The organism is Mesorhizobium sp. 2RAF45 (assembly GCF_052115225.1).
Classification (GTDB): Bacteria; Pseudomonadota; Alphaproteobacteria; order Rhizobiales; family Rhizobiaceae; genus Mesorhizobium; species Mesorhizobium jarvisii.
Genome location: NZ_JBFRGG010000002.1, coordinates 491,515 through 504,314, shown reverse-complemented (window position 1 = coordinate 504,314; position 12,800 = coordinate 491,515). Strand labels below are relative to the sequence as shown.

Below are 12,800 nucleotides of genomic sequence, written 5' to 3'. Positions count from 1 at the left end.
GCATCGGCCCTTCGGATACCGCTCCGATCAGCGGGCCGGTCGTCGGACCAAAGGCTTCGGCGAAGCTTGGGCGCGGGCACAGCGATGCAATGCCGGATGAGCGGCAACGCTGGCCATCAATAGTGGGTGAATGTGTACAGTGGCCACAATCACGGACGCAGCTTCATTGCTACGCGGAAGCGCAAAATCGGTATCTCTTCTTGTCCGACCTGATTGCGGACGGAAATCCGCCTTACGCTTTCCCCAAAATCAGCCCTTGTGCAGGGCGCTGCTCAGTCACCGCCTTGCGATGGCGGAAAACAAGCCTTGAAGGCATTGTCGACGACAGCCAGCTTGGCGGCCTGCACGGTCATGTATTCCTCGTAGAACCCGTGCGACACCCACATCACCGAATGGCCGCGTTGGCCGAGCCAGCCAATGCTGCCGAGTTCCTCGGCGGTGCGCAGTTTGCGGCCGAGATGGGTCCGCGACAGCTTGAGCCATTTGGCGAAATCGCCGATCGAAACCACACTGGTCGGAATCCGCTCCAGGCCGGCGTGGTCCGGATCGATGCCGGACATCAGCCAGTCCATGACGATGCCGCCATTGTTGAGCCAGATGAAAAGGGAAAAGGTCTGGTTGGGTTCGCGCACCGGCTTTGAGGTCAGCAGGCCGTCAGCGATCAGCGGCTGCAGTGTGGCAAGCATGTCGGGCCGTTCCAGATATCTGCCCAGCCGGTCGCCGCCATCGATATGGTCAAGCGTGCGCAGATGGGCGGTCACCCAGCCGGTGAACCTCTCGATGGTGGCGGCCGTCGGTTGCAGGGGATGCGTGCGGCCGTCCCCGCCAGCCACATACTCGGCGATGTTGTAGTGCAGCATCTCCTTGATGAATGCATCCGCCGTATTGCGGCTGGCCACGGCGTTCTTGTGCACGACCTCGATAAAACGCGATACGGTCAGTTCCTTGCGGCGGTCGTTCGGGTCCCGCCGGAAGTGCATGGCAAGGCCGACATGGGCCATCAGCCAGCGCTGCTGCGTGGCAAAGATTGAAGCCAGTCGCGGGGTTTCCTCATAGATGCGGATCAGGGACTGCGACTGTTCCTGTACGTAGCGGTGCAAGGCCGGATGGGCGGCTATGTCTTCCAGATTCAGCGCGGATCTCCCGATCTCTTGAATCAACTGGGATAGCGAAGTCACGTTCCCTATTTTTCAGCCTTCAACACCTGTGTCCAGACGTACCATTTGCGGACAACAGGGCCAGCCGAGGCATGGATCGACAGTGACGGGTTATGGCTTGGATAACAGCCGAACGGCTGCCCGTTGAATTGACCTTCATCAGGCCAGGCATAGTTTCTGTCTCATCCGAGCGGCGGGGCGCACGCCTTTCGGACATGAATGCAGACCAGCCGTGGTTTTGACGAGCGATAATACATCGCGCGGCGGCGAAGCTTTGCCGCGTTCTACTTTGAAATGCGAGTGGCTGAGTGGATTATCGAAAGAGTATCGCAATTCCCGCCACTGCCAGGGCCTTGGCGACGCTTCCATCTGCACCATCGCCTCGGTCTAGTAGGCTTCCCGCCTTGCTTGCACCACTGTGCGATGGCCGAGTGAAAAACCGGCGCCCCCGAAATCTGTCTGGGGCGCCGAGCGATCATAAGCGGTCCGCGTCAGCCATTCGGGTAATAGCCGCCATCGGAGCCGTCGCCCATGTATGTGCCGCCGCTCGTATCGACCTGCAGTTGCTGGTCCAGCTTCTCTATCTGGCCGAGCAAAGCTCGATATGCGCCGCCACCCGTGGCCGAGCGGTGAATGCTGTCGGCCTGCATCATCAGATCGTGCTCCTGCTGAGGGGTGATCGCCCTTGCATCCATGGCCTCGACGATCCCCTGCCTGACGCCCTGCAACTGGTCCAGGACCGCACTTGCCTCGACGGACATGCCGCCCGGTTCGACCCGATGGCGATGCACCGCGTAGGCGCTCGATAGTGGCACCGCCGCCAGAAGCGATGCGATTGCTATGACCTTCGGTGTAAAATTGCGCATGGTTGCGCCTCCCTTCAACGGGAAAAGCGGTAAGGCTATCGCTTTCCGATCGCGGGCAATCTGCTCCCGTCGCGTCGCGATGATCCTCTCATCGCCGGCGGTTCGTGGCCCGTACCCATCGATATAGGGGCGTTCCAAACCGCTGGACGGCAAGGAACGCAAAGTTGACAGTTTGTGATCGGCGGAGAGCCGGCTCACTCTCCCGGTTGTATGCCTGCCTGCCAGGAGTACCGGGTCCGCGACGGCAATCGCCGGCACCAGCGACCAAAACGGTCGATATAGATGTAGATGACCGGCGTCGTGTAGAGGGTCAGGATCTGGCTCAGGATCAGGCCGCCGACGATGGCGATGCCGAGCGGCTGGCGCAGTTCCGCGCCCTCGCCAAGGCCGATCGCCAGCGGCACGGCGCCGAACAGTGCTGCCATGGTCGTCATCATGATCGGGCGGAAGCGCAGCAGGCATGCCTGGTAGATGGCGTCATGCGCCGATTTGTTCTCGTTGCGCTCCGCGGCCAGTGCGAAGTCGATCATCATGATCGCGTTCTTCTTGACGATGCCGATCAAGAGGATGATGCCGATCAGCGCCATGATCGAGAACTCGATTTTGAACAGGGTCAGCGCCAGCAAGGCGCCGACGCCGGCCGAGGGCAAGGTCGACAGAATGGTCAGCGGGTGCGCGTAGCTTTCGTAGAGAATGCCGAGCACGACATAGACGGCGATCAGCGCGGCGAGGATCAGCAGCGGCTGATCGGAGAGGGAGTCCTGGAAGACGCGCGCTGTGCCCTGGAAACTGCCATGGATGGTGGCCGGCATGCCGATGCGGTCGGCCGCCGCGTTGATGGCCGCGACGCCTTCGCTGAGCGCGACGCCCGGCGCCAGGTTGAACGACAGGGTGGTGGCGACGAAGAGGCCCTGGTGGTTGACCGACAGCGGCGTGCTGCCGGGGCCATAATGCGCGACGGCCGACAGCGGCACCATGATCTCGGCTCCGGTGCTGACCGCCGAGCCGGTCGAGGCGGCCGTCCTGCCGGTGCTTGTGATGGAATTGTTGGCCTGGTTGCGCGCCGCGTCGGCGGCGACCGTCTGGGCGCTGGTGGACCGGCCTGGTGCGACGAATGTGCCGGCAACCGCATTGCTCGCCTGCGATCCTCCAACCGAACCGCCCGATGTGCTGACATAGACTTTTTTCAGCGCATCCGGGTTTTGCCAGTATTGCGGCGCCACTTCCATGATCACGTGGTACTGGTTGCGCTGGACATAGATGGTGGACACCTGGCGCTGGCCGAAGGCGTCGTAGAGCGTGTTGTCGATCTCGCTGGCCGATATGCCGAGGCGCTTTGCCGTGTCGCGGTCGATGGTGACGTCGGCTTCCAGGCCCTTGTTCTGCTGGTCGGAGTTGACGTCGGTGAGCCTGGGTTCCGTCTGCAGCGCGGCGGCGAGCTTCGGCGCCCATTCCGCCAGCTCATCGAAACTGTCGCCTTGCAAGGTGTACTGGTACTGCGCGTTCGATTGCCGCCCGCCGACGCGTATATCCTGCACCGCCTGCAGGAAAAGCGTGGCGCCAGGCACACCAGCCAGTTTGGGCCGCAGCCGGGCGATGACCTGGTCGGCCGAGATCTTGCGCTCGGCCAACGGCTTCAGCGACACGAACATGAAGCCGGAATTGGTCTGACCGCCGCCGGTGAAGCCGACCGCGGCGTCGACCGCCGGATCCTTGCTGACGATGCCGGCGAACTGGCTGAGCTTTTGCGACATCGACTGGAAGGAGGTCGCCTGGTCGGCCTGGATCGAGCCGGTCAGCCGTCCGGTGTCCTGCTGCGGGAAAAAGCCCTTGGGAATGGTGACATAGAGATAGCCATTCAGGCACAGTGTGGCCGCGAGCACCGCCATGATCAGCAGCGGATTGTCGAGTGCCCAGGACAACGACCGGCGATAGAAGCTCAGCATGGCCTCGAAGATGCGCTCGCTGAAGCGGTAGAGCCGGCCGTGTTCGCGTTCTCCCTCGGGGCGCAGCAGGATCGAGCACATCATCGGCGTGGTGGTGAGCGATATTGCGAGCGAGACCAGGATCGCCGCCGACAGCGTGACGGCGAATTCGCGGAACAGCCGGCCGACGATGCCGCCCATCAGCAGGATCGGGATGAAGACGGCGATCAGCGACAGGCTCATCGACAGCACGGTGAAGCCGACTTCCTGGGAGCCCTTGATCGCCGCTTCCATGCGGCCCATGCCGGAAGCGGTGTGGCGGGCGATGTTCTCCAGCACGACGATGGCGTCGTCGACGACGAAGCCGGTGGCCACCGTCATCGCCATCAGCGACAGATTGTCGATGCTGAAGCCGAGCAGATACATGACACCCAGTGTACCGACCAGGGACACCGGCACGGCCACGATCGGCACCAGCGCCGAACGCACGTCGCGCAGGAAGGCGAAGACGACGAGGATCACCAGGCCGATGGCGATCATCAGCGTCTGCGCGACCTCGCTCAGCGAAGCGCGGATGGTTGTCGAGCGATCGACCGCCAGCGACAGGTCGATGGCCGGCGAGATCGAGGCGCGCAGCGCCGGCAGCAACGCCTTTACCCGGTCCACCGTCGCGATGATGTTGGCGTTGGGCGAGCGGTTGAGGATAATCAGCACGCCCGGCTTGCCGTTGGCAAGACCGGCATTGCGAATGTTCTCGACGGAATCATTGACCTGGCCGACGTCGGAAAGCCTGACCGGCGCGCCATTGCGGTAAGCGACGATGAGGGAACGGTAAGCTTCGGCCTGGTTGGCCTGGTCGTTGGCGTAGATCTGGTAGCGCTGGCCGCCGACATCGACGGCGCCCTTGGGGCTGTGGGCGTTGGCCGAGGCGAGTGCGGCGCGCACATCCTCCAGCCCGATGCCGTAATCGTAGAGCACCTGCGGGTTGAGCTCGACGCGCACCGCCGGCAGCGAGCTGCCGCCGACCGACACCTCGCCGATGCCGTCGACCTGCGAGAGTTTCTGCGCCAGCACGGTGCTGGCGGCATCGAAGAGCTGACCCTTGGACAGAGTGTCCGATGTCATCGACAGGACGAGGATCGGGGCGTCGGCGGGATTGACCTTGCGATAGGTCGGGTTGGAACGCAGGCTGGACGGCAGGTCGGCGCGCGCGGCGTTGATCGCCGCCTGGACGTCACGCGCGGCGCCGTCAATGTCGCGGTCCAGCCCGAACTGCAAGGTGATGCGCGCGCTGCCGACGCTGCTCGACGAGGTCATTTCGTTGACGTCGGCGATTTCGCCGAGATGCCGCTCGAGTGGGCTGGCGACGGTGTTGGCCACCACCTGGGGGCTGGCGCCGGGCAGCGAGGCCGTCACCGAGATGACGGGGTAGTCGACCGCCGGCAGCGGCGCCACCGGCAATTGCGGATACGCCACCAGCCCGGCCGCCAGCAGGCCGAAAGTCAGCAGCGTCGTTGCCACCGGCCGTCGAATGAAGGGAACCGACAGGTTCATGGCCCGGCGTCCGCACCATTGGTGCGAGGAAGATTGGGGGCACGGGCAAGGTTGGGTTCGATGCCTCTGAGACGAGCCGAGAGACGATCAAACCAGAGATAGATCACCGGCGTGGTGAACAGCGTCAGCAACTGGCTGAGCAGCAGGCCGCCGACGATGGAGACGCCCAGGGGATGGCGCAGTTCCGAGCCGACGCCGGTGCCGAGCATAAGCGGCAAGGCGCCCAGCATCGCCGCCAGCGTCGTCATCAGGATCGGGCGGAAGCGCAGCAGGCAGGCCTGGTAGATGGCCTCGCGCGGCGTCTTGCCTTCATGGCGCTGCGCGTCGAGCGCGAAGTCGATCATCATGATGGCGTTCTTCTTGACCACGCCGATCAGGAGGATGATGCCGATGATCGAGATGATGGTCAGGTCCTGGCCGGCGATCATCAGCGCCAGCAACGCGCCGATGCCGGCCGAAGGTAGCGTCGACAGGATGGTGATCGGGTGGATGAAGCTCTCATAGAGCACGCCGAGCACGATGTAGACGGTGACCACCGCCGCCAGGATCAGGAACAGTGTGTTGTCGAGCGAAGCCTGGAAGGCGCGCGCCGCACCCTGGAAGCTGGTGATGATGCTGAGCGGCATGCCGATGTCGGCCTGCGCCTGCTGGATCGCGGTGACCGCCTCGCCGAGCGACACACCTGGCGCCAGGTTGAACGAGACGGTGGTGGCGGGGAATTGCCCCATATGGGTGATCTGCAGCGGCGTGGTGGCGATATGGGTGGCTGCCACCACCGATAGCGGCACCGGGGCGCCGCCAGTCGAGGAGGGCAGGTAGACGGAAGAGATCGCCTTGAGCGAATCCTGCTCTGAAGGGGCGGCCTCGAGAATGACCCGGGACTGGCTTGACGTGGTGTAGATGGTCGACACCATACGCTGGCCGAAAGCATCGTAGAGCGCATTGTCGACGGTCGCCGGCGTGATGCCGAAGCGCGCGGCCTGGTCGCGGTCGATATCGACAAAGACGGCAAGGCCGCTGTTCGATAGGTCGCTGGCGACGTCGGCGAGCTGCGGCAGCGTGTTCAGCCTGGCAAGCAGCTTCGGCGTCCATTCTCCCAGCTCATCGGCATTGGCGTCCTGGAGCACGAATTGGTACTGGGTGCGGCTGACCTGGCCGTCGATGGTCAGGTCCTGAACCGGCTGCATATAGAGCATGACACCGGGCACGGCGCCGGCTTCCTGTTTCAGCCGCGCGATGACCTGCGTGATATCAGCGGTGCGCGCTTCATGCGGCTTGAGGTTGATCAGGATGCGGCCGACATTCATCGTCGTGTTGGTGCCGTCGACGCCGATGAAGGACGATAGGCTGTCGACGTCGGGATCCCTAAGGATGATGGCGGCCAGCTGCTGCTGCCGGTCGGCCATGGCGGCATAGGAGATCGACTGTGGCGCCTCTGATATGGCCTGGATGACGCCGGTGTCCTGCACGGGGAAGAACCCCTTGGGGATGACCACGTAGAGGGCCGCCGTCAGCACCAGGGTGGCCGCCGCCACCACGAGCATCAGCGTCTGCCGGTCGAGTACCCAGGTCAGCGCCCGGCCGTAGCCGCGGATCACCCAGTCGAAGAAGTCGCGGCTGGCGCGCTGCAGGGCGTTTTCGCGCACCGCCGCCACCGGTTTGAGCAGCTTGGCGCAGGCCATCGGCACCAGCGTCAGCGACACCACCGCCGAGATCAGGATGGTGGTGGCAAGCGTGATGGAGAATTCGCGAAACAGCCGGCCGACGACATCGCCCATGAACAGAAGGGGAATCAGCACCGCGATCAGCGAAACGGTCAGCGAGATGATTGTAAAGCCGATCTGCTGCGACCCTTTCAGCGCCGCCTGCAGCGGCGTAGCGCCCTCCTCGACATAGCGGGCGACGTTCTCGATGACGACGATGGCGTCGTCGACGACGAAGCCGGTGGCGATGGTTAGCGCCATCAGCGAAAGATTGTCGAGGCTGAAGCCGAACAGGTACATGACGCCCAGTGTGCCAACCAACGACAGGGGAACCGACAGGCTCGGGATCAGCGTGGCGCGCGCGCTGCGCAGGAAGACGAAAATGACCAGCACAACGAGGATGATCGAGAGCGTCAGCTCGTATTCGACGTCGCGCACGGAGGCGCGGATGGTCGTGGTGCGGTCGGTCAGCACCTTCACGTCGACGGCGTTCGGCAGCGAGGCCTGGAGCTGCGGCAGCAGCGCCTTGATGCGGTCGACCACGTCGATGACATTGGCGCCGGGCTGGCGCTGGATGTTGAGGATGATCGCCGGCGTGCTGTTCATCCAGGCGGCAAGTCGGTTGTTCTCGGTGGCGTCGACCACGTCGGCCACATCGCTTAGCCGCACCGGTGCGCCGTCCTTGTAGGCGACGATCAGCGAACGGTATTCGTCGGCGCTCTTCAGCTGGTCGTTGGCATTGATGGTGTAGGCGCGCGACGGCCCGTCGAAATTGCCCTTCGGCGTGTTGACGTTGGCGCTGCCCAAAGTGGTGCGCAAATCGTCGAGGTTGAGGCCATAGGCGGCGAGCTTGCGCGGATCGGCCTGGACACGCACCGCCGGCCGCTGGCCGCCGCTGAGGCTGACCAGGCCGACGCCCGGCAGCTGCGATACCTTCTGCGCCAGCCTGGTGTCGGCAAGCTGCTGCACGTCGCGCAGCGGCATGGTGGCCGAGGTCAGGCCGAGGGTGAGCACCGGCGCGTCGGCCGGATTGACCTTGGCGTAGATGGGCGGCGCCGGCAGGTCTGCCGGCAAAAGATTACCGGCCGCGTTTATGGCCGCCTGAACCTCCTGCTCGGCGACATCGAGCGATATCGCCAGGCTGAACTGCAGCGTGATGACCGAGGATCCGGCCGAACTGACGGAGTTCATCTGGTTGAGGTTGGCGATCTGGCCGAGCTGGACTTCCAGCGGTGCCGTGACCGAGGACGTCATGACGTCAGGGCTGGCGCCGGGATAGAAGGTCTGCACCTGGATGGTGGGGTAGTCGACCTCGGGCAGGGCCGAGACGGGCAGATAACGATAGGCCAGCAGGCCCGACAGCATGATGGCGACCATGAACAGCGATGTCGCCACCGGCCGCAGGATGAAGGCGCGCGACGGGCTCATTGCTGCTGCCCGGACTCCGCGTGACGATGCTTGCGGCCCTGGCCCTTGCGCTTGCCCGTGTCATCCGGCTTTGGCGCATCCGATGCGGGCTGGTCCGGCGCCGACGCCTGTGACTGAGGCGCTGTCCCGGCGGGCGTGGCAGCCGATGCCGGAGGTGACTGCGCCGAGACCGGTGCCGAGGGCTGTGCCGGGGCCGGCGCATCCTGCTGAAGGTTGACATGGGCGCCGTCGCGGAGCTTGTCGGCGCCGTCGACGACGACACGGTCGCCGGGGTTCAGGCCGGCGAGGATCTCGACGTGTTCGCCATTGGTGACGCCAAGCGTGACCTTGCGCACGGCGACCGTGCTGTCGGGGTTGACCAGATAGACGAAGGTGCCGGGCAAGCCGCGCTGGATCGCCGCGATCGGGGCGATCGCCACGTCCTTGTGCTCGTCGACGAGAAGCGCGACGTTGACGAACTGGTTCGGGTAGAGGACGCGCGTCTCGTTGGCGAAGCCCGCCCGCAGCTTGATGGTGCCGGTGCTCGGGTCTATCTGGCTGTCGAAGGTTTCGAGCTGGCCGTCGGCGAGCTTCTTGTCTCCGGCGCGGTCGAAAGCCGATGTGGGCAAAGTGGCTCCCTGCTGCATGCGCTGCGCGATCGCGGGCAATTCATCCTCGGGCACGGTGAACAACACACTGATCGGCTGGACTTGCGTGATGATGACGATGCCGTTGGCATCGCCAGGGGTGACGTAGTTGCCCTGATCGACCTGGCGCAGCCCGGCCCGTCCGTCGACGGGAGCCAGGATGCGGCAATAATCCAGATTGAGGGTGGCGGTCTGTATCATCGCCTGGTCGACCTGGACGGAACCCTGGTCCTGCGCGACAAGGGCGACCTGCGCGTCGAGGGTCTGCGGTGTCGCCGTCCCCTGCGCCACCAGTTTCTGGTCGCGGACGAGGTCGAGCTGGGCATCCCTGAGCATGGCCTGGTCGCGCACCAGCTGGCCCTGGGCCTGGGCGAGCGCCGCCTGATAGGGGCGGGGATCGATCTCGGCCAGCAGGTCGCCCTTCTTGACGTCCTGGCCCTCCTTGAAATTCACCTGGATGAGCGGGCCGGTGACCTGCGGCTTGACGGTGACGGTGGAGAGCGAGGTCACCGTGCCGAGCGCATTGAGGGTAACGTCTATCGTGCCCTTTTCGACGGCGGCGGAGCCGATCGTCGTCGGCTGCGCGCCGCGTCTGCCGCCGGGTTGCCTCGCCTCGACATGCGGACGCTGATAGAGATAGGCGGCGGTTGCGGCGACAATGGCAATGAAGATCAGCCACGGGATCCAGCGACGCGATCGGCGTGGCGCGACGGTCGTCTGCAGGGGCATTTCCAATTGCTGGTCCATGGCGGCATTCTTTCACCCCCATCCACCAATATGGCCGAAGCCTGACGAAGTCGAATTAACAGTTGGACAGGTTTGGCGCGGCCTCGCGGACCGCTCAATCACACGGGATTGCGGCTCACTCGGCCGCTTGAACGCGGCTCGCCTGGATGAGGGCGCGGATCTCCGACCGGCAGGAGCCGCAATTGGTGCCGGCCTTCAGCGCGCCGCCGATGGCTTCGACGGTGGTGCAGCCGGCTGCCACTGCCGCCACGATCTGGTTGGCTCCGACGCTGAAACAGGAGCAGACGGTCGCGCCCGCGTCCGGCCGTTCGGCACCGGCACGACCGGCGACGATCCTGAAGCGCTCGCGCCGGCTGGCGTGGACCTCTTCGAGCTGTTCGGCCGCCCAGCCGCGCGATACCGCGACCGGGCCCCGGGCGACGAACAAAGCACCCGTGAGGTGCTCACCGTCGAAGGCGGCGATGCGGTGCTGGCCGGCGTCGCGGTCGTGATAGGCGAGCATTTCGGCCGAGGGGGCCTCGAAGAGCGAGCCGGCGAAGGCTGTCCAGTCGGCGTCGTCGTTGGCAAAGGCAAGTTCAACCCGCCATCCGCCCCGGCACCTGGCAACCGCCCAGTAGTCAGCGGCAATCGCCTCGGGACGGCGGCGCATCACGGCGAACGCAAAGGCCTTTGCGACAAATTTCTCGAGGCGGGCCGCGACATGTTTCAGCGCCGGCTGGCCTGAGACCGGATCGATGAGCGGTGCGGTCAATGCGTCGAGCCGGCCTTTTGCCGCGAACTGATCGGTCCAGTGCATCGGTGCGAAGACGCTGCCTTGGCGCTGGCGTGGCGTGATCAGGGCGCGGACCAGTACGTCGCCGCGCGGGCTGGAGATACGCACGATGTCGGCGTCGCCGATGCCGTGGTGCTGCGCGTCCAGGGGATGGATTTCGACAAAGGGCTCGGCGATGTGCTGGGACAGGCGCGGGCTTTTGCCGGTGCGCGTCATCGTGTGCCAATGGTCGCGGATGCGGCCGGTGTTGAGGATGAGCGGGAAGTCGGGGGTGGTGCGGGTTTCCGTCGTGGGACGGATGGCGATGAAGCGGGCTTTGCGGTCGGCTGTGTAGAAATGGCCGTTGGCGAAGAAACGGGTGGGGTGCTGCTCTGTCGTGCCGCCTCCTGGGCTCGGCGCTGGCCATTGGAACGGCGCCAGCCTTGCATAGCCCTCAGCATCAATTCCGGCATAAGCCCCAATATCGAAGTCCCGCCCACCATCATTCTCGAACCCCGACAGCGCGGCGTGCTCGCCAAAGATCTCCGCCGGCGTCTCGTGCGCGAACGCCTCGCCAAAACCCATCCGCCGCGCCACCTCCGCGATGATCCACCAGTCGGGCTTCGCCTCGCCGGGCGCCGACAGAAACGACCGCTGGCGCGAGATGCGGCGCTCGGAGTTGGTGACGGTGCCGTCCTTTTCGCCCCAGGCGGCGGCGGGCAGCCGGACATGGGCGTGACGCACTGTGTCGGTGCTGGCCAGGACATCCGAAACCACGACGAACGGGCAAGCCTTGATTGCTGCTTCGACGGCGTCCGCGTCCGGCATCGAATCGACCGGGTTGGTGGCCATGACCCACAGCGCCTTGATGCGCCCGTCGGCCACGCCTTGAAACATCTCGACGGCCTTCAGCCCGGGCTTTTGCGCGATGCCGGGCGCATTCCAGAAGCGCTGGACGCGGTCGCGGTGTTCGGGATTTTCGATCTCCATATGGGCGGCGAGCATGTTGGCCATGCCACCGACCTCGCGGCCGCCCATGGCGTTGGGCTGGCCGGTCACCGAGAACGGGCCGGCTCCCGGTTTGCCTATGCGGCCGGTGGCGAGATGGCAGTTGATGATGGCGTTGACCTTGTCGGTGCCGGACGACGACTGGTTCACGCCCTGGCTGTAGACGGTGACCGTCTTCGCGGTCGCGGCGAACAGGCTGTAGAAACCGCCGAGCTCGTCTTCGCTGAGGCCTGTGGCAGCGGCAACCCCGGCAAGGTCAAGCGCCGATGCGGCGAAAAGAGCTTGCCCGAAGCCGGTCGTGTGCGCCGTGATATAGGCGCGGTCGAGTGCATTGTGCTGGCCGAGCCAGGCGAGCAGGCCGGTGAACAGAGCGACATCGCCATCGGGCGCGATCGCCAAATGCATGTCGGCGATATCAGATGTCATGGTGCGGCGCGGATCGACCAGCACGATCTTCATCTCCGGCCGCTTTTCTCGGGCAGCGGCGATGCGCTGGTAGAGCACGGGGTGGCACCAGGCGAGGTTGGAGCCGACCAGCACGATGAGGTCGGCGCGTGCCAGATCCTCATAGGTTCCCGGCACCGTGTCGGAGCCGAAGGCGCGGCGGTGGCCGGCGACGGACGAGGCCATGCACAGCCGCGAATTGGTGTCGATGTTTGCCGAGCCGACGAAACCCTTCATCAGCTTGTTGGCGAGGTAGTAATCCTCGGTCAGCAGCTGACCCGAGACATAGAAGGCGACCGCATCCGGTCCGTGCTCGGCGATGGTTTGCGAGAAGGTCGAAGCGACGTGGTCGAGCGCCTCGTTCCAGCCTGTCCGGCGGCCGTGGATTTCGGGATGAAGCAGCCTGCCGTCGAGGCCGACGGTCTCGGCCAGTGCCGAGCCCTTGGAGCAGAGCCGGCCGAAATTCGCGGGATGATCGGGGTCGCCGCGGACGGACACTTGCCCGTCCGCGGCGACCTTCGCCAGCACGCCGCAGCCCACCCCGCAATAGGGGCAGGTGGTCCTCACCTCGCGTGCTGCGTCGATCTCCAT

General features: G+C 65.0%; 6 protein-coding genes. All 6 read right to left on the bottom strand.

From position 1 onward, the window contains the following. Positions 1-272 precede the first annotated feature (272 nt). The 6 genes from AB4Z43_RS07310 to AB4Z43_RS07285 all read right to left on the bottom strand — a co-directional run bounded on the left by AB4Z43_RS07310 (position 273) and on the right by AB4Z43_RS07285 (position 12,800). Positions 273-1,001, bottom strand: coding sequence for a hypothetical protein (locus AB4Z43_RS07310; protein ID WP_223217920.1), 729 nt, complete (start codon positions 999-1,001; stop codon positions 273-275). A gap of 647 nt (positions 1,002-1,648) precedes the next feature. Then, entirely contained in the window at positions 1,649-2,023 is a 375-nt protein-coding gene (locus AB4Z43_RS07305) for a hypothetical protein (protein WP_441936701.1), read from the bottom strand. A gap of 194 nt (positions 2,024-2,217) precedes the next feature. Further along, on the bottom strand, positions 2,218-5,502 hold the full coding sequence (locus AB4Z43_RS07300) for an efflux RND transporter permease subunit (RefSeq protein ID WP_441936699.1): 3,285 nt from the start codon (positions 5,500-5,502) through the stop codon (positions 2,218-2,220). Continuing rightward, positions 5,499-8,633 carry an MdtB/MuxB family multidrug efflux RND transporter permease subunit gene (locus AB4Z43_RS07295; RefSeq protein WP_441936697.1) on the bottom strand — a complete coding sequence of 1,045 codons (3,135 nt, stop codon included), beginning with the start codon at positions 8,631-8,633 and terminating at the stop codon, positions 5,499-5,501. The genes AB4Z43_RS07300 and AB4Z43_RS07295 overlap by 4 nt, the downstream gene beginning before the upstream one ends. Continuing rightward, the gene (locus AB4Z43_RS07290; RefSeq protein ID WP_441936695.1) at positions 8,630-10,006 is read right to left on the bottom strand and encodes an efflux RND transporter periplasmic adaptor subunit; all 1,377 of its coding nucleotides are present in this window, start codon (positions 10,004-10,006) and stop codon (positions 8,630-8,632) included. The genes AB4Z43_RS07295 and AB4Z43_RS07290 overlap by 4 nt, the downstream gene beginning before the upstream one ends. 115 nt (positions 10,007-10,121) lie before the next feature. Beyond that, positions 10,122-12,800, bottom strand: a complete 2,679-nt coding sequence (locus tag AB4Z43_RS07285) for a nitrate reductase (protein WP_441936693.1) — start codon at positions 12,798-12,800, stop codon at positions 10,122-10,124.

Excerpts from the sequence above, each read along its gene's own strand:
- AB4Z43_RS07285 (WP_441936693.1), bottom strand. The coding sequence starts at position 12,800 with ATGGAGATCGACGCAGCACGCGAGGTGAGGACCACCTGCCCCTATTGC.
- AB4Z43_RS07290 (WP_441936695.1), bottom strand. The coding sequence starts at position 10,006 with ATGGACCAGCAATTGGAAATGCCCCTGCAGACGACCGTCGCGCCACGC.
- AB4Z43_RS07305 (WP_441936701.1), bottom strand. The coding sequence starts at position 2,023 with ATGCGCAATTTTACACCGAAGGTCATAGCAATCGCATCGCTTCTGGCG.
- AB4Z43_RS07310 (WP_223217920.1), bottom strand. The coding sequence starts at position 1,001 with ATGGCCCATGTCGGCCTTGCCATGCACTTCCGGCGGGACCCGAACGAC.
- AB4Z43_RS07300 (WP_441936699.1), bottom strand. The coding sequence starts at position 5,502 with ATGAACCTGTCGGTTCCCTTCATTCGACGGCCGGTGGCAACGACGCTG.
- AB4Z43_RS07295 (WP_441936697.1), bottom strand. The coding sequence starts at position 8,633 with ATGAGCCCGTCGCGCGCCTTCATCCTGCGGCCGGTGGCGACATCGCTG.